The 16552-nt window shown below is 36.3% G+C and carries 17 protein-coding genes; 5 read left to right on the top strand and 12 right to left on the bottom strand.

Translation table 11 applies throughout. The features are described 5' to 3' along the window. Positions 1 to 66 precede the first annotated feature (66 nt). A complete protein-coding gene (locus B9T35_RS15565; protein WP_086192012.1) occupies positions 67 to 438 on the top strand; it encodes a hypothetical protein in 372 nt (123 codons plus the stop codon). 28 nt (positions 439 to 466) lie between these two features. Continuing rightward, on the top strand, positions 467 to 1048 hold the full coding sequence (locus tag B9T35_RS15560) for a GAD-like domain-containing protein (protein ID WP_086192011.1): 582 nt from the start codon (positions 467 to 469) through the stop codon (positions 1046 to 1048). A 154-nt stretch (positions 1049 to 1202) separates the two neighbouring features. Here B9T35_RS15560 and rtcA read toward each other — a convergent pair whose 3' ends face one another. From rtcA to B9T35_RS15525, 7 genes are all read right to left on the bottom strand, one after another. After that, a complete protein-coding gene (gene rtcA / locus B9T35_RS15555) occupies positions 1203 to 2234 on the bottom strand; it encodes an RNA 3'-terminal phosphate cyclase (RefSeq protein ID WP_086192034.1) in 1032 nt (343 codons plus the stop codon). Positions 2235 to 2238: 4 nt separating this feature from the next. Then, positions 2239 to 2493 (bottom strand): CPCC family cysteine-rich protein, encoded by a 255-nt coding sequence (locus tag B9T35_RS15550; protein ID WP_086192010.1) that lies wholly within the window; start codon positions 2491 to 2493, stop codon positions 2239 to 2241. Positions 2494 to 2737: 244 nt separating this feature from the next. After that, the gene (locus B9T35_RS15545; protein WP_086192009.1) at positions 2738 to 3199 is read right to left on the bottom strand and encodes a DIP1984 family protein; all 462 of its coding nucleotides are present in this window, start codon (positions 3197 to 3199) and stop codon (positions 2738 to 2740) included. Next, positions 3196 to 3756, bottom strand: a complete 561-nt coding sequence (locus B9T35_RS15540) for a hypothetical protein (RefSeq protein WP_086192008.1) — start codon at positions 3754 to 3756, stop codon at positions 3196 to 3198. The genes B9T35_RS15545 and B9T35_RS15540 overlap by 4 nt, the downstream gene beginning before the upstream one ends. Before the next feature lie 3 nt (positions 3757 to 3759). After that, positions 3760 to 5022 carry an RtcB family protein gene (locus B9T35_RS15535; RefSeq protein WP_086192033.1) on the bottom strand — a complete coding sequence of 421 codons (1263 nt, stop codon included), beginning with the start codon at positions 5020 to 5022 and terminating at the stop codon, positions 3760 to 3762. 763 nt (positions 5023 to 5785) lie between these two features. Beyond that, the gene (locus tag B9T35_RS15530) at positions 5786 to 6049 is read right to left on the bottom strand and encodes a hypothetical protein (RefSeq protein ID WP_086192007.1); all 264 of its coding nucleotides are present in this window, start codon (positions 6047 to 6049) and stop codon (positions 5786 to 5788) included. Positions 6050 to 6255: 206 nt separating this feature from the next. After that, a complete protein-coding gene (locus tag B9T35_RS15525) occupies positions 6256 to 7233 on the bottom strand; it encodes a ribonuclease Z (RefSeq protein WP_086192006.1) in 978 nt (325 codons plus the stop codon). A gap of 232 nt (positions 7234 to 7465) precedes the next feature. Here B9T35_RS15525 and rtcR point away from each other — a divergent pair, with 232 nt between their 5' ends. Further along, positions 7466 to 9076 carry an RNA repair transcriptional activator RtcR gene (rtcR, locus tag B9T35_RS15520; RefSeq protein ID WP_086192005.1) on the top strand — a complete coding sequence of 537 codons (1611 nt, stop codon included), beginning with the start codon at positions 7466 to 7468 and terminating at the stop codon, positions 9074 to 9076. A gap of 311 nt (positions 9077 to 9387) precedes the next feature. Here the strand turns inward: rtcR and B9T35_RS15515 are convergent, their stop codons facing one another. Then, entirely contained in the window at positions 9388 to 10020 is a 633-nt protein-coding gene (locus B9T35_RS15515; protein ID WP_086192004.1) for an alpha/beta hydrolase, read from the bottom strand. Positions 10021 to 10144: 124 nt separating this feature from the next. Here B9T35_RS15515 and yaaA point away from each other — a divergent pair, with 124 nt between their 5' ends. After that, the gene (yaaA, locus tag B9T35_RS15510) at positions 10145 to 10924 is read left to right on the top strand and encodes a peroxide stress protein YaaA (RefSeq protein WP_086192003.1); all 780 of its coding nucleotides are present in this window, start codon (positions 10145 to 10147) and stop codon (positions 10922 to 10924) included. A 27-nt stretch (positions 10925 to 10951) separates the two neighbouring features. Further along, on the top strand, positions 10952 to 11575 hold the full coding sequence (locus tag B9T35_RS15505) for a metal-dependent hydrolase (protein WP_086192002.1): 624 nt from the start codon (positions 10952 to 10954) through the stop codon (positions 11573 to 11575). A gap of 2 nt (positions 11576 to 11577) precedes the next feature. Here the strand turns inward: B9T35_RS15505 and B9T35_RS15500 are convergent, their stop codons facing one another. The 4 genes from B9T35_RS15500 to B9T35_RS15485 form a co-directional block, all read right to left on the bottom strand. Next, positions 11578 to 13017, bottom strand: a complete 1440-nt coding sequence (locus B9T35_RS15500) for a cryptochrome/photolyase family protein (protein ID WP_086192001.1) — start codon at positions 13015 to 13017, stop codon at positions 11578 to 11580. A 109-nt stretch (positions 13018 to 13126) separates the two neighbouring features. Next, positions 13127 to 13609, bottom strand: coding sequence for an FKBP-type peptidyl-prolyl cis-trans isomerase (locus B9T35_RS15495; RefSeq protein WP_086192000.1), 483 nt, complete (start codon positions 13607 to 13609; stop codon positions 13127 to 13129). 137 nt (positions 13610 to 13746) lie between these two features. Then, positions 13747 to 15033 (bottom strand): NAD(P)/FAD-dependent oxidoreductase, encoded by a 1287-nt coding sequence (locus B9T35_RS15490; RefSeq protein ID WP_086191999.1) that lies wholly within the window; start codon positions 15031 to 15033, stop codon positions 13747 to 13749. 149 nt (positions 15034 to 15182) lie between these two features. Continuing rightward, positions 15183 to 16451 (bottom strand): D-alanyl-D-alanine carboxypeptidase PBP6B, encoded by a 1269-nt coding sequence (locus B9T35_RS15485; RefSeq protein ID WP_171264303.1) that lies wholly within the window; start codon positions 16449 to 16451, stop codon positions 15183 to 15185. Positions 16452 to 16552: the final 101 nt, after the last annotated feature.

Here is a 16552-nt window from a genome sequence, read left to right as displayed (position 1 = left end):
GCTTGGCTGTTTTGTTTTTATTGCTTATGCTCAAACATACAAGAAAAAAGCCTTTTGGATGAAGCAATGAGAACATTAAAATTTACAGCGAACTGTGAAAACCATGAGCATGGTGTAAATGCCTGCCACGTCACACAGAAATATGTGACGGATTTATTGTCTACTCAACTTTCTCAATATGGTTTTAAAACTGAGACAACCCATTCAGCAGATCAGCTTGCTGTGAGTGTAGAAGAGCATCCTGTTGCATTGGGCGTGAGTTGTCGTTTGAATGAAGAAGATGGCTCATTACTTTGTGAAATTTCAGCACATGCAGATGAAGAACAAGTTTGGTTTAAAAAAATTGCAACACAAAGTGTGATTAAGCAATTGGCTGATGCTGTAGAAAACACATTGAAAGAAGATGATGCATTTAGTTTTTTCGAATGGAAAAGTTAATTCGAATTACTTGTTTTAGGATTGAGTTATGCAATTACAAGAATTTATAAATAAATTTCCAGTAGATCAAATTGAAAATCGCGTGAGTGATGACATTATTGAAAAATATAAAGCTCATTTACCAGAAGCATTATTAGAGTTGTGGAAAATACACAGTTTTGGTTTTTATGGTAATGGTCTTATTCAAATTATCAATCCTGAGCTTTACCAAAGTGTGCTTTGGGATTGGTTAATGAAATCTGAACCTGATATGACACGCTTACCCATTGCTATTTCAGCATTTGGTGTGATTTTTTATTACCGTAAATTGAGTGATGAAGATGAGGATATTTCCTTCATTGATGCTCAAACTTCTGAAGTTGATGTGACAGTTTGGTCAATGAGTGAATTTTTTAATGATTGGCTTTGTAGTGATGAAATCATTGACGTTTTTTTAGAAAAGACCTTGCTTGAAAAAGCACAAGATAAATATGGGAAATTAAAAAATAATCAAATGTATTGTTTTTTGCCTGCTTTAAGGTTAGGTGGTCGAAAAGACGATTTAAATTTAGATAAAGGCGATGCCGCAACGCATTTAGACTTTTTATATCAATTGGCTATGGATAGCTAAATTAGACTTCTTGCATGAAAGCATTTTATTTTCCTTCCGAATAGAAAAAGGACATGAATACTTGTACAAGATGTCTAATGATTTAATTATCTAAATTTTAAAAAATTATTTTTTAAATAGATTCACTTTAAAGGGAGGCATTTTAAGAATGCCTTTAAATTTCCACACTCACTTTGAAAATATGACCAATTGGCTCAAATGTAATATTACAATCCAAAAACTTTTGAATCATTTCTGCCTGCGTTCGGGTATGTTCGCTGATGACTTGCGCCGTAAACTCACCACCTTTACCCAAAGCTAAAGGTAATAACAACTGATCAGCTAAGTATTCATCGGCTACAGCATCTGAACTTATATAGCTTTTCACTTCATTGGCTAGCTCCTTCGCAACACTTTCTGCTGTTTTTCGTTTTTCACCCAGCGCAGAAAATACCTGTTGATGATTTTCATATTTTAAAACGACAAAAGCAGAATTACCCTGACTAATTCCTTGAAGATAAAGTTTTTTACATTCCGTTAGTTCAAGTTTTCTGGTTAAAACTTGTAATTCACGTTCTGCAATATCCTGTGGAATATTGAGGGCAATCGCATAAGCGTGTATCGAACTTATTTTTCCGCGCTGCAAAAGAGTACATTTTGATTTTTCCAACCATGGATGAATCATGGCATTAATTTGACCTGCACCAATTGGAAAGAACCCTGCACGTTCACAACTAAAATCGACTTGAATCCCCAGTTGTTGAATTGCAGGCAAAAAGCACTGTTGAATAAAATCTGCCGTCGGCGCCATTGGATTATGCGTTCCGCCATGAATACTGATTTGGCTGGCGTGATCTTGCATCATCAATGCAGGAAGTAGGGTCTGTAATACCAAAATAGTACTTCCAGCAGAGCCAATTTGAAAATCATACTGACCTGATTGTACTTGCTGAGGTTGAAAATACAATCGGGTGGAATGTAGTTCTGCACCTTCAACTATTGCATTGCTGATGCGTTGTGAGGCTTGTACACACACCAGATGCTGACGCATTAACCCTGGTTTTTTACGCCCTGCACGGATGTTGATGAGTTCAAAAGAAATACCCGTGAGCATGGAAAGGGAAAGGGCAGTCCGTAGGATTTGCCCTCCACCTTCGCCAATGGAGCCATCAATCTGGATGGTTTTGTTTTTTAAGGATGTATTCATTGATTTATTCTTCATCATTTTTTTGTAAATTATTTGGTTTTCTTACAGACTGCAAGAATCTTAATTCACTCACACCAAATTTTTGATAGTTCATTTTGGCTTCATTCAGTGAAACAGCATTGGCCCCTGAATATGAATTAGGAGAAGCATTTTGAACAGAGTCATCTTCCCAGAAACAAATTGGACAAATCTCATAATCAAAACCGCTATGTGGCTCGTCACGGGTAAAGTGTTCACAGCAAATGCATGTGTAATTCATTATTTTTATCCTAAAAAGTGAACATACTGTCAGTACAGGGTAGTGCCAAGTGAGTTATAACTTTGTTCTCACAAAGGTTTGAGTTGTGCAAAGTGATGGGTTGATGTGTGCTTAAATTTTTAAGCTGACCCGCTCGCTTAGCAAGCCACTGCACATTATTTTCAATCCTGTGTTGTGGAGGTAGGGGATCTTATACTCGCCCAGTATGTCCAAAAGGGTTTATGTGCCGAGACACATCAAACTTTTAAATTTCAAGCAAATCTATTTGCCAATTACTTGCTTGAATTAAAACATTTAAATCACGTAATTTCGCACTGATATCATCTGCCTGTTTTTGCAGGGAGGATACAGCAATGACTTTATGCCATTTAATTTCTCGTGAACTATAACGATCAGGCTCACGGTGTGTATTACTAATGGCAGAAGTTAAAATTTTATGCCGTTCGACTAACTCATCCCGTTGGGTGAGTAATTCAAGGAGTGAACGGCCATCTTTCAGCTTGGCCAAAGCATTGGTTTGATGAATCGCATAAACGAGTTTTTGAGATTCCTGTGTAGCTGCAAAAACTTGTTGCAGTAATTCATTTGGGTCTTCCGATGGCTCATCACCGTCTTGTACCAATACGTTCGCATTGATACGTTGTTTGAGTGAAGCGATTTTTTTCTGTTGATCGCTTCGTAGTAAGAGTGCTTCTGCGAGTTTCATTTTATTTTCTCTTTAAATTTAGATAGTTCAACACACCAATTTTTTGAAATTTCATATAAATTTTCTGTTAATTCTTTACAGCATTCTGGTGTGAAAAACATATTATTTTCACCAAGTTCTTTATTGATAAATTCGAAAATATTACCGTGTGCTAGATTATGTCTAACTCTAACTATTTCTACATATTTTAGATTTGGTTTCTTAGAAATTAAGTTTTGTTCAAAATCTGCTTCATTGGGTAATTTAAAAAAATTAATAGGTATTCCAATATTTTGGGCTTTTTTTAGTAAAGAGTTGCTTAATGTTGGCACATCGTTGAAATTATTCAATGTATATGTTGATGATTTTAATTGCTTGGAATATGTCACCCGTATAGATGCTTCAATTCCATGAATAAAAGAAATACATGCAGGTAGAAACAATGAATGTTTCATTGCTTCTAATGCTTGTGTAAAAAACCAGTGTATTTCAGCACCTAAATCAAGATTCAAGAAAAATATTTTTTCCTGATGCTCTTTTTCCCAATCATTAAGAGTGAATTTTATTTTATTACCCATATTTCATCCCTTCACACACACGACTTGACGTAAGGTATACACCACTTCCACCAAATCACTTTGCGCTTTCATCACATCTTCAATCGGTTTATACGCAGACGGAATTTCATCAATCACCGCTGCATCTTTACGACATTCCACACCCTCAGTCTGCGCAATCTGATCTTCCACAGTAAACAGTTTTTTTGCAGCAGTACGGCTTAAAACACGGCCTGCACCATGCGAACAAGAACAAAATGATTCCTGATTTCCCTTACCACGAACAATAAAAGACTTTGCCCCCATCGAACCCGGAATAATTCCATACTCACCCAAACGGGCACGTACTGCACCTTTACGTGTCACCATCACTTCCTGTCCAAAATGCTCTTCTTTATCCACATAATTATGATGACAATTGACTGCTTCAAGTTTGGCATTGAATGGTTTAGGCACAATAATTCCAAGTGCTTTAATGGCAGCCTCCATCATTAACTCACGGTTTTTCATGGCAAAACGCTGCGCCCAACCCACAGCAAACCAATAATCATCAAAATGCTCTGTTCCTTCAAGCAAATAAGCCAAATCTTTATCAGGCAAATTAATGAAATGTTTCTGCATATCTTTGCGGGCAAGATCAATAAAATAGGTACCAATTGCATTTCCTACACCCCGAGAACCTGAGTGCAACATAATCCACACCTGTTGATGCTCATCTAAACAGATTTCAACAAAGTGATTTCCTGTTCCTAATGTTCCCAAGTGTTTGCGATTATTGGTGTTTTTTAAACGAGGATGCTTGGCACAAATGAAATCAAAATCTGCGGCCAGTTCTGCCCAAACAGCATCGACACGTTCAGCAGGGTTTTCCCATGAACCACGATCACGACCACCACCACGGGTTTTGGTCATTCCATGTGGAATTAAGCGTTCAAGTTCGGTACGAAGTCCGTGCAAATTATCGGGTAAATCCGACGCGGTTAAAGAGGTACGTGTTGCCATCATGCCACAACCAATATCCACACCGACCGCAGCAGGAATAATTGCACCTTTGGTTGGAATCACGCTTCCAATGGTTGCACCTAAGCCAAAATGTACGTCTGGCATGACCGCCATCCATTTATAAATAAATGGCATTTGCGCTGTTCTTAATAGTTGATCTTTAGATTTTTCATCGACAGGAACGCCCTTTGTCCACATTTTAATTGGGACACCTTTTTCATCCTGAATGATGTTATAAGCTCGCTCATTTTCAGCTTGTTTTTCGATTTGTTCAATAATTGACATGGTCATTGCTTTATCCTTTTCTAAACCTGCCTGCCAAGCGTTTGCAGACAGGTGATATTTTTATACATCACATGATGTATGTTATGTATATTGCAGAGAGTGTGCCAAGTTTTGTGTTTTTGATATTTATCAATTTAAGTTATTGAATAATATTATTTTATAAAGTTTATAATATATTATGGATTATATTTAATAAAGATTTTGTATTTAATTTATATCTATATATATATTTAAATATATATAGATATATTCTATTGGGGTATGCTTATTGCATATTTTTCGCCACTAATAATTTATTTCACTATCTGGAAAATGACACTTTAGAAAGTACATCGGATTGCTGGGAAATCGGTATTCACAACATTGTGCTATATAGTCAAGTATACGGAATGTGAGGAAGGCCTTTTTATCGTCTAATTTTTGTGTCGGTAAAATGGTATTACACAATAAAAAATTAGGAAATATATGACTTTCTAATTGCTCAAGTGAAATCTGTTCTGTGATTAACTTATATTTTTTTAAATGTGGGTAGTTTTTTTAAAAATTGGTTTTTACATCTAAATTATCATCATATCGAATATAGTCAGCGGTGATTAAAAACTCTCTAATTTGCTTATCTGCTTCAGAAATACATTCTAAATAGCTTGCGAGATGATGAACTTCACTTTTATTTCATTTCATTTTTTTTACTTTATATTTCAATATCCATGTTAGTCGTACACGGATATTGAAAGTTGGATAATTTTTAAAACTATTGAGTGATTTATGTAGGATCTATTTCTAAAGCTTGATACTGTTCTTCAACGTGAATTTTAAGGCGAAGGGCAAGTGGGTCATCCTCTAATATTTGGCTATGGCCAATTAAAAGTTTCATTTCCCTTTTCTTACGTTTTAAGCTGAGGGGCTTGTCTTGATAGCTTTGGCACTTCTTATACCAATGATTGGTGTGTAAATAGTATTTTTTGATTCTTAATTGTTCTAAAGCAAGATCGAGATTGTTGTCTTTAACGGTGACTTTGATAGACATAACTTGCGTTTTAAAGACTGACACCTGTCTATCGTTTTAAGTTGAGACATTAAACTAGCAGGCTATATATTTTTTAACAAGCACATTGTTAGACCTCTTGAAGAAGTATTAACAAGTATTTTTATTTTGCCTCTACAAAGCTGAAAAATACTGTTTTGTAAGGGAAGGCTTTATACAAGAAGTCTGCTAAATAAATATTGGGAAAATTACTTTTCCTTGGGTTTAGCAAAGTGAATTTGTGATAATTCACCATTCACATTTAATTCATAACAATCAAAATCATTCGCCATAAATAATTGCCCATGATAAAACTGCTGAGCCTCCTGTTTTAATTCAGCCATGCCATTTTCATGATGGTAGCGTGGGCTAAAGTGGGTCAGAATTAAATTCGGTAAACTTACAGATTGAGCAAATTCAGCCACCATTTTTGCCGAACTGTGCATGGGTGCTGCACCCACTTTCTCTAAAGTTGCCTGATTGTAGGTACTTTCATGAATCAGAACATGCACATTTTCACATGCCGCTTTTAACAATTCAGGTTGATCATTATCACCTGAAACAATGGCTTTGATGTGTAGTGTTGTAATATTAATAACAGATTTACTATCAACAACTTGATCGTTCCATTCCACACTTTTACCTTGTTGTAAATCTCCCCATAATTTTCCTTTCGGGATTTGTAAGGTATTTAATAATTCAAGATTGAGTTTTTTATGTTGCTGTGTTGCCTCAATGGCAAAGGCATAACTTGCTACACGGTGATGTAAGGCAATGGTTGAAATTTGAATCTCGTCATTCACCTGAACAGCATGAGTTAATGTACCTACATCTATAAATTCAACTGAATAAGGCAGATATAAATCAGTCAGTTGGCAAGTCACTTCAAACCATTGCTGAATTTCTTTGGGTGCGATCACGATTAATGGTTCTTTGCGTGCGCCCATACCTGCACTGGCAAGCAAACCGACTAAACCATAACAATGATCGCCGTGTACATGGGTAATGCAAATTGCTTTTAAATTCTGTAAGGAAAGTTTTGCCTGTTGAATGCGGTGCTGTGTGCCTTCACCTGCATCAATCAGAATCCATTCTTTACTATTGTTATGCTGTATGGCTAAACCTGATACGTTGCGTGTGAGTGTAGGAACACCTGAGGATGTCCCTAAAAATGTAAACTGTAACATGGGAAATAAAACCTAATTTTAAGTATGTGATTGTTTTAAAATAAAAATAGAATAAAGATCCATCAGATAAAAGCCGTATCAGACTGTGATGGTGTGAGAAGAAAAAAGACTTATTGCAGAAATATACGGTCATCATTTTATATATTGAAGATAAAACTGTAAATGTCTTTCATGCCTTGCATGATATTGGTTATATTATTTTAAATTGAAACTATAAAACTATATAGAAAGTATGCAAAATTCTAAAAAAACAGTGGTTATCGGTTTTGTTGGTTCTACGCTGGATCAGGGTAAAAACCCTGAACGGTGGCAGCGCTGGCGTCCGACCATGAGTTTACTGATGCACGAAGATTTAATCATAGATGAATTGGTACTTTTGCATGATCGCCGTAATGCAGGATTATTTGAATTTTTAAAAAAAGATGCACAGCAGCTTTCACCGCATACTCAAATGATCAGCCAAAAAGTCAATATCCGTGATGCGTGGGATTTTTCCGATATGTATGGCGCACTCTACGACTTTGTAAAATCCTATGCTTTTGATACAGAAAATAATCAATATTTATTGCATATCACCACAGGAACACATGTTGCACAAATCTGTTGGTATTTATTGATTGATGCCCATTATTTGCCTGCAAAACTCATTCAAAGTTCTCCAACAGGAAAGCAGCAACCTGAAGGTGAATATCGGATTATTGATTTAGATTTATCCCGTTATGCAGCTTTGACACAACGCTTTGAAAATGAAAAAACAGAAAATTGGCAACAACTCAAAGCCAATATTGCGACGAAAAATAAAGGATTTAATCAGCTGATTCAAGAAGTTGAATTGGTTGCAATCCGCTCAAAAGCACCGATTTTAATTATGGGAGCGACGGGCGTTGGAAAGTCACATTTAGCCAAACAGATTTATGAGTTAAAAAAAGAAAAGTTTCATCTCACTGGGCGTTTTATTGATGTGAACTGTGCCACGTTGGTCGGGGACAGTACCATGTCCACATTATTTGGACACAGTAAAGGTGCTTTTACAGGTGCGGTATCTGCACGTACAGGTTATTTAAAAAGTGCTGATCAGGGCATTTTATTTCTAGATGAAATTGCTGAGTTGGGACTGGATGAACAGGCAATGTTGTTAAAAGCATTGGAAGATCAGTTATTTTTTCCTGTTGGGAGTGATAAAGAAGTTCAAGCAGATTTTCAATTAATTGCAGGAACCAATAAAGATTTACGTGAAGAAGTTCAGGCAGGACGATTTCGAGAAGATTTATGGGCACGTTTAAACACGTGGACGTTCTTTTTGCCCAATTTAAAAGATCGTAGTGAAGACTTAGCACCCAATATTGAATTTGAATTACAGCGCTTTGCCAATGTACATCAGCGTCAATTACGTTTTCATAGTGATGCCTTGCAAAAATATTTGGACTTTGCACAATCCTCAGAGGCGATCTGGCAGGGGAACTTTCGCGATTTAACCGCAAGTGTGACCCGAATGGCGACATTGGCTGATCGTGAACGGATTGGTTTAAGTGAGGTGAATTCTGAAATTCAGCGTTTAAAAAACATCTGGCACATTCAGCCATCAAAACAATCGAAGCAAGGATTTTCTCAGTTAACCAATATTTTAAGCCTTGAACAGATCGCTGAACTGGATGAGTTTGACCGTATTCAACTGGAAGGTGTGATTGATATATGTCGAAAATCTAAGTCTATGGCAGATGCAGGTCGTCGTTTGTTTTCAGTGTCCCGTGAGCAAAGACAAAGTACCAATGACAGTGATCGTGTCAAAAAGTATTTGGCAAAATTCGGTTTAATCTGGGCGGATATTATGAGCCATGTTTAGTCAGGTGCTTGTATCTAAAAATAGATGATTTACAGCAGTACAATTTTGATTGGTGCACGTTGTTTACTCGGAGTGCGTCGTTAATGACGAGTATTATCAGTGTTGTTATTTTAAATTTCTAATACTGTTTATTATATTGATACAGCTCTAGATTTAGAAGATATTTTAAAAATTCGTTTAAATGAGCGTGTATTTGTATTTGCTGAACATTATGAAATATCAAAAGACCCTTATATTGATTTAAAAAAATGAAGGCTAAATCTTAATTTAGTCTTCATTTATTATACGATCTTCGTATCTTTTAAATTCGATTAAGGCACCAATAAAAACCGTGCAATCGCAATTCGTAATTGTTTTAAATAACCTGTAAAGAAGTGGTTGGCACCTGGTAAAACGGTAACGAGATGACGCTGTGGTTTAGCCCAAGCCAACATATCCGACAACAATGTCGTTGGATCTGCTTCACCATGAACAAATAAAATATCACCCTTAATTTCAGGTGTTACATAATTTCGTATGCCATCGACTGTTGCGGTTGGAAGACCACATAAAATCACTTGTTTCGGTTTAATTTCATCAGGTAGAGCATGATAAGCTTTTGCCATAACATGTGCGCCGAAACTAAATCCACCGACATAAAAAGATAGACCTTTGTGTAATAGACGAACGTGTTGAATCACCGCTAAAATATCATCACTTTCGCCAAAGCCTTCATCGTGAATACCTTCACTTTGACCTGAGCCACGGAAACTTGGACGATAAACAATACATCCCTGTTCAACAAGAATTTGCGCAAGTAATGCAGGGACTTTATGTTGAGGTGTTCCACCCTGAAGGGGATGAGGATGACAAACGACAGCAAATCCTTTTACTTCGCCCTGTGGATAGTCAACAAAGACTTCAACTTTGCCCACAGGACCTTGAATGAACAGATGATCGGACATAATTTAAACGATAGATGGCAGGGAAGCGCTATAGTTTACCGATTATGCTCACAGAAAACACGAATTGGCATTAAAATAAACCGACTGTTATAGTTTGATTAATTATTTTTTGATCAGGAAGACCATGCTCGCCTTAATTTCCCCTGCTAAGACTTTAGATTATGAATCTGCACTTCCTACTGATTTGCATACTTTACCAAGACTGCTAGACCAATCTCAACAGCTTATAGACCTAAGTCGTAAATTATCTGCTTCTGAAATCTCCAAATTAATGAGTGTTAGTGAAAAAATTGCTACTTTAAATGTTGGTCGCTTTCATGATTGGAATGCTGATTTTAATTTTGCCAATGCTCGACAGGCAATTTTTGCATTTAAAGGCGATGTTTATACGGGTTTGGATGCTTATCATTTAAAAGATGAAGATATTCAATTTGCCCAAAAACATTTGCGAATGCTTTCAGGTTTATATGGATTATTACGCCCACTAGATTTAATGATGCCTTATCGTTTAGAAATGGGGACAAAATTAGCCAATTTACGTGGTCATAATTTGTATGAGTTTTGGGGAGAGATCATTACTCATTTAATTAATGATGATTTAAAACAGTTTGAATTAGAATTGTTGGTGAATATTTCATCAGATGAATATTATAAGTCGGTCAAAGAAAGTAAAATTCAGGCTGAAATTATTAAACCTGTATTCCTTGATCAGAAAAATGGTCAATATAAAGTCATCAGTTTTTATGCAAAAAAAGCGCGTGGTTTAATGGCTCGTTACATCATTGAAAACAAATTGGAAAAGGCAGAAGATTTAAAATCATTTAATATAAGTGGTTATTATTTTGATGCTGAAAGCTCACTCAAAGGTGAGTTGGTATTTAAACGAGATGAACAAGTCACTTAATTTGAATCATTGATGAGGTTGTTTCCAATGCAAAAATATATTGATCAATTTCAAATGTATTGGGAACAATTTGCTATCAAATTGTCATTAACTCATGACAAAAATACATCAATTTATTCAATACTTTTAAGTGCTTATACAGAACCCGAAAGGCATTATCATACTGTTCAGCATATTGTTGAATGTCTTCAATTATTTCATCAAATCAAACATCAGCTCCAAGATCCTATTGCTGTCGAACTCGCAATTTGGTTTCATGATGTTATCTACGACCCTAAAGTTTCGGATAATGAAGAGCAGAGTGCTGAATTAATGAAAAAGCTTTGCACTGAAATAGTTGATCAAGCTCAAATTCCTAAAGTTTATTGGTGGATTGTTGCGACTAAAAAACATCAGCCATCTTTAGATTCTGATTTGAATTATTTGTTGGATATTGATTTAGCGATTTTAGGCAGTGATTCAAACAGATTTGCAGAATATGAACAGCAAATTCAACAAGAATACTCATGGGTTGAACCCAGTATTTATAAAATTAAAAGGGCAGAAGTACTGCACTATTTTTATGCAATGCAACCCCTTTATCAGACTAAATATTTTAGAGAAAACTTTGAAAAAAAAGCGAAGCATAATTTAACATCAGTTAATGCTTAAAATTATAGTGAAATCCTTTTGAAAGCCTCAATTGCTCTAATACGACTCGCTTTTAAGTCTACCATCGGCTTTGGATAATTCAATTGTAAATTTGGATTTTTAGCATAAGGTTCATGAATCATTTTTGCATCTAAATGGATTAATTCAGGAACCCAGCGACGAATATAGTCACCACCCATATCAAATTTTTGCGATTGGCTAACAGGGTTGAATATTCGAAAATAGGGTACAGAATCCGTTCCTGTTGAAGCACACCATTGCCATCCACCATTATTGGCCGCTAAATCACCATCGATCAAATGTTGCATAAACCATTGTTCGCCTAAACGCCAATCAATAAGCAGATTTTTACATAAAAACATGGCAACAATCATACGGACTCTATTGTGCATCCAACCTGTAGAAAGCAGTTGACGCATGCCTGCATCAACAATAGGAATACCTGTTTGACCTTGTTGCCATGCAATTAAATCTTCAGGTGCATGTCGCCATTGGATTTTTTGAGTATTGTCTTTAAAAGGAAGATGCTTAGAAACTTTTGGAAAATCGAATAAAATATGTTGATAGAACTCTCGCCATAGCAACTCATCTAGCCAAGTTTGTTGCCCTTCATTATCAATGTGAAACTGACCTTGCTGATGACGAAATAAAGCTTGAATACATTGTCGAATAGAAAGAATACCAATATTTAAATAAGCAGAGAGTTGACTGGTCCCATTTAAATTTGGAAAGTCTCTTTCTTTTTGATAGCTGCTTACTTTATTTTCTATAAAATCATCTAAATATTGCAGGGCATGAGCTTCACTAACTTGCCATAAATCACGTTGGTTTTGAGTAACACTCATCTCATATAATTCTTCAATATTTGGAATTTTAGAATGATACTGAGGGAATTTAATGTTGATTTGTTTTTGGACTTCAGGCTGCGGAAAGCATTGTGGGAGAGAAATGCTCAGATGTTCATAACATTGCTTTTTAAAGGCACCAAACACTTGATAAGGTAGATTACTTTTATTACGAATCGTGGCTACAGGAAATAAAGTACGGTCATGATAAAGTTGTAGTTCTTTGTGACTCTGGTTTAATAATTGTTGAATACTTGCATCACGTGTTAATTCATTTTGACCCAGTTCAATATTGGCGTGTACATCGGTAATATTGAAATCTAAACATAGTTTCTGAATAAATTGAGGGATATTTTTCCAAAGGGGAATAATTTCAATGATCAGAGGAATATTGAGAGAGTCTAAATTTTGTTTGAGTTGTTGTAGTTGACGCAAATAAAAATCAATTTTAATGGGTGCATCATCGTGCAATTGCCATTGTTCAGGTGAAAGAATCACAACGGCAATGGTTTGTCCTGCTGTCGTTGCATGCCACAACGCTGCATGATCTTGTAAGCGTAAATCTTGTCTAAACCAAATCAATTGAAATTGTTGCACGTCGCCAAATAATCCAAGTATCTAAATAGTGGTCACTTAAAATATCGTAAAAATAACCCATAAAAAAGGCAAAGTAAAAATACTTTGCCTTTTATTAGATCAAATGATCTTAGTGGTGATGACCACCTGCACCATGTACATGACCGTGTTCTAATTCTTCAGGAGAAGCTTCACGGATTTCAACGATTTCAACATCAAATGTTAAATCTTGACCAGCAAGTGGGAAGTTAGCATCAACAAGAATGTTGTCGCCTTCAATTGCTTTAACAGTTACGATTTGAACGCCATCATCAGTTTGAGCTTGGAATTGCATGCCCGCTTCGATGTTGTCTACGCCTTGGAACATTTGCGCAGGAACTTCTTGAACTAGGTCAGGATTATATTCGCCATAACCTTCAGCAGCAGGAACGTTTACAGTGAATTTTTCACCAACAGTTTTGCCTAATAATGCTTTTTCTAAACCAGGGATGATGTTACCTGCACCATGCAAATAAGCAAGCGGCTCACCTTGAGATTGGTCGAGAGTTTCACCCTCTGCATTCGTTAATTTGTAGTTGAAAGAAACTACAGAGTTATGTGCAATAGCAGTCATGTTACTGATCCATTCAAATTTTCTAAGAGGACATCATAAATTGAAATGCGGCATTTGTAGAATGATTTCATTCAAAAAACCGTATTTTCTTACGTTTTTACGACGTTTTATACTTTATAGGGGCATATTCCCAAATTTCAATGCAATTTTATCTTTGGTGTGATTTTCCGTGTAACAAAATCTTTGGCAGTGAGTAAGCCCGCATGTGCATAACCATAAATTGTGGCTTGATGCATACGGTACAAAGAAACATACATCGATTTCGCAACAAAGCCTTGAACATTGACCTGTCCGAGCAATTCACCAACCGCTTTATTCTTACTCAGAGAGACCAAAGAGCCTTTGTCTGAGAATTGGAACATGGGTTGTTGTTTGCCATTGATACGTGCTTGCATCGCATCCACTAAGAAGTTGGCTTGCTGGCTTGCAACTTGAGCACGAGGACCAAGTGCAGCTTCTCTTGCATCTAGAATACAATGTGCACAATCACCAAAAGCAAAAATATTAGGATCAGACTTAGTTTGCAAAGTTGCATAAACATCAAGACGACCCATTCGATCTTTCTCAAAACCTTTTAAATTTGCAATAACATCAGGTGTTTTTATACCAGCTGCCCATACTTTTAGTTCGGCATGAATACTTGTACCATCTGTGAAATAGATTTTTTCGGCATCGACTTTTTCAACACGTTTCGCAGTCAGTACATCTATTTTCATTCGTTCCAATTGCTTCGTTGCATGTTCTGCAATTTTTTCAGAGAGAGCAGGTAAAATACGATTTGCACCTTCAACGAGTGAAATTTTGACATTGTTTGGGTTGATTTTATTTAGACCATATTTATAGAAATTTTGTTTGGCTTCAACCAATTCAGCTGAAAGTTCTACACCCGTCGCACCTGCACCGATAATGGCAATTTGTAAATTACGCTCAACATTTTTATTTTGTGCATCTAAATATAAATGCAATAAATCTTGTTGGAAAATTTCAGCTTGTTGACGACTGTCTAAATAATGGCAAAACTCTTTGACACCTGGTGTATTGAAATCATTAGATACTGAGCCAACTGCTAAAATAAGCGTGTCATAATGCAGGTTAAATAACTCGCCTGAAGCATCATATTTTGAGGATTGGGTTTTACTGAGCTGTACTTCTTTTTGTTGGCTTTGAACATCTTCTAAACGACCTAAAACAAACTCATAATCATGTTTAGCAGCATGTGCATAATAATTGGTTTCTTCATCAGTGGGATTCATCGTGCCCGCAGCGATTTCATGCAATAGTGGTTTCCAAATATGCGTAAGCTTTTGATCAACCAATGTGATTTTGGCTTTTTTTGATTTACCGAAGGTATCACCAAGTTGAGTTGCTAACTCTAAACCGCCTGCGCCACCACCGACAATGACGATATGATGAGGTTTTGACATATTTTGACCTAATTTGTTTTTATAAAAAATGGGATGACATTAATATGCCATCCCAGTTGTCAAAATAAAGCTTTATTGTTTAACAAGTTACAGTTTTACAATAAAACTAAGCAAAATAGTTGGTTTTTATAATTGAGATGATTGTTTCATCAGAAATTAAAAATTGTTTTAAGCCACATGATTAAGCGTTCAAACCAGCTTGCTTGTTCTATATGTACTTCATCTTCAATATCAAAACTTTGAATCAATTGATCATTTTGATAGACATTGACTTTAGCAAGATGCATCATTTTTTCAAGTGGTGCAGTGAGTGATGAAACGTTGAGTTCTACATTCAGATGTGTTTGGGTATCTTGCAGTGGTTCTACAACAGAAACTAATCCATTGGCTTGAGTTAGCATGACTTTATGATTGATATTATCAAAACTCATCAAATCCACAGGGATGGGATTGTTATACAAAGATGTCGTCACAATTTGCGGTTTTTTGGCTTCAACTTTAAACATTTTTAAAGTGGATTGAACAACAGGAAGCTCGGCAATGAGTTGTCTATCTTTAATCGCAACTTCATCACGTGTATAAGCATAAGCCAAATTTAATAGTTTATAGGCAACTTCAGCACGCTTTGCCGCACTTTTTGTTCCCATAACAACCACGATTAAGCGACGATCAGGTGATTCTTCTAAACCTGTTGGACGATGTGCTGTTAAAGCTAAATTATATCCTGCTGCTTTGGTAAAACCTGTTTTTAAGCCGTCAACACTTGTGTCTTCTTTTAAAACCCAGTTGGTTGCCCGATGAAAACGTTGCTTATAACTAAAATTAGGCTGTTTTGAGTAATTTAGATAGTCAGGTGTTTCACTGGTAACTGCTTGACCTAAACGTGCTAAGTCATGCGCAGAAGAAAAATGCTCAGGCATGGTAATACCTGCGGGATTGGTAAAGTGTGTATCTTGCATGCCTAAAGCTTGAGCTTCTTTATTCATACGCTCAACAAAAGCGGGAACACTTCCTGAAATACGTTCCGCTAAGGTCACAGCTGCATCATTTGCAGACATCACCACTAAACCTGCAAGCAAGTGATCAATCGAAATTTGTTCACCAGGTTTAAGATACATTTGAGATTCATCCCACTGCACCATATTAACCACAGGTGTTGCAGTGAGCACTTCATCTTTACGTAAATGCCCAGCTTTAATTTCTTTTAAAGCAATATAAGCAACCATCATTTTGGTTAAAGATGCAGGAGCGCGTTGTGCATGACTATTATATTCGGCAATGGTTTGTCCCGATTGCGGATCTAAAATAGTCCAAGACTCAGCTTCAACTGTAAGCGGATTAATATTGAGTAAAGCAGCATTAACAAGGGTAGAGCACGAAAAGCTCAGTAACGCGAGGACATAAATGAAAATTTTCAACAGGGGAATACCTTTAAAGCCGATCCGGTGGCGCTGAATGCGTGAAACATTGCGCATGCTATGCCTTTTTTTTTCTCTTCGCTAGTCAGAATTGTAGACAA

Source organism: Acinetobacter sp. ANC 3832, from assembly GCF_002135415.1.
Classification (GTDB): domain Bacteria; phylum Pseudomonadota; class Gammaproteobacteria; order Pseudomonadales; family Moraxellaceae; genus Acinetobacter.
Note: the sequence above shows the minus strand (reverse complement) of the source record. Positions and strands in the feature narration are given on the sequence as shown.

What these genes read in the sequence shown, in the direction of transcription:
- B9T35_RS15515 (WP_086192004.1), bottom strand. Translation starts at nt 10,020, where the DNA reads ATGTCCGATCATCTGTTCATTCAAGGTCCTGTGGGCAAAGTTGAAGTC.
- rtcR (WP_086192005.1), top strand. Translation starts at nt 7,466, where the DNA reads ATGCAAAATTCTAAAAAAACAGTGGTTATCGGTTTTGTTGGTTCTACG.
- B9T35_RS15545 (WP_086192009.1), bottom strand. Translation starts at nt 3,199, where the DNA reads ATGAAACTCGCAGAAGCACTCTTACTACGAAGCGATCAACAGAAAAAA.
- B9T35_RS15535 (WP_086192033.1), bottom strand. Translation starts at nt 5,022, where the DNA reads ATGTCAATTATTGAACAAATCGAAAAACAAGCTGAAAATGAGCGAGCT.
- B9T35_RS15540 (WP_086192008.1), bottom strand. Translation starts at nt 3,756, where the DNA reads ATGGGTAATAAAATAAAATTCACTCTTAATGATTGGGAAAAAGAGCAT.
- yaaA (WP_086192003.1), top strand. Translation starts at nt 10,145, where the DNA reads ATGCTCGCCTTAATTTCCCCTGCTAAGACTTTAGATTATGAATCTGCA.
- rtcA (WP_086192034.1), bottom strand. Translation starts at nt 2,234, where the DNA reads ATGAATACATCCTTAAAAAACAAAACCATCCAGATTGATGGCTCCATT.
- B9T35_RS15560 (WP_086192011.1), top strand. Translation starts at nt 467, where the DNA reads ATGCAATTACAAGAATTTATAAATAAATTTCCAGTAGATCAAATTGAA.
- B9T35_RS15565 (WP_086192012.1), top strand. Translation starts at nt 67, where the DNA reads ATGAGAACATTAAAATTTACAGCGAACTGTGAAAACCATGAGCATGGT.
- B9T35_RS15525 (WP_086192006.1), bottom strand. Translation starts at nt 7,233, where the DNA reads ATGTTACAGTTTACATTTTTAGGGACATCCTCAGGTGTTCCTACACTC.
- B9T35_RS15550 (WP_086192010.1), bottom strand. Translation starts at nt 2,493, where the DNA reads ATGAATTACACATGCATTTGCTGTGAACACTTTACCCGTGACGAGCCA.
- B9T35_RS15530 (WP_086192007.1), bottom strand. Translation starts at nt 6,049, where the DNA reads ATGTCTATCAAAGTCACCGTTAAAGACAACAATCTCGATCTTGCTTTA.
- B9T35_RS15495 (WP_086192000.1), bottom strand. Translation starts at nt 13,609, where the DNA reads ATGACTGCTATTGCACATAACTCTGTAGTTTCTTTCAACTACAAATTA.
- B9T35_RS15505 (WP_086192002.1), top strand. Translation starts at nt 10,952, where the DNA reads ATGCAAAAATATATTGATCAATTTCAAATGTATTGGGAACAATTTGCT.
- B9T35_RS15490 (WP_086191999.1), bottom strand. Translation starts at nt 15,033, where the DNA reads ATGTCAAAACCTCATCATATCGTCATTGTCGGTGGTGGCGCAGGCGGT.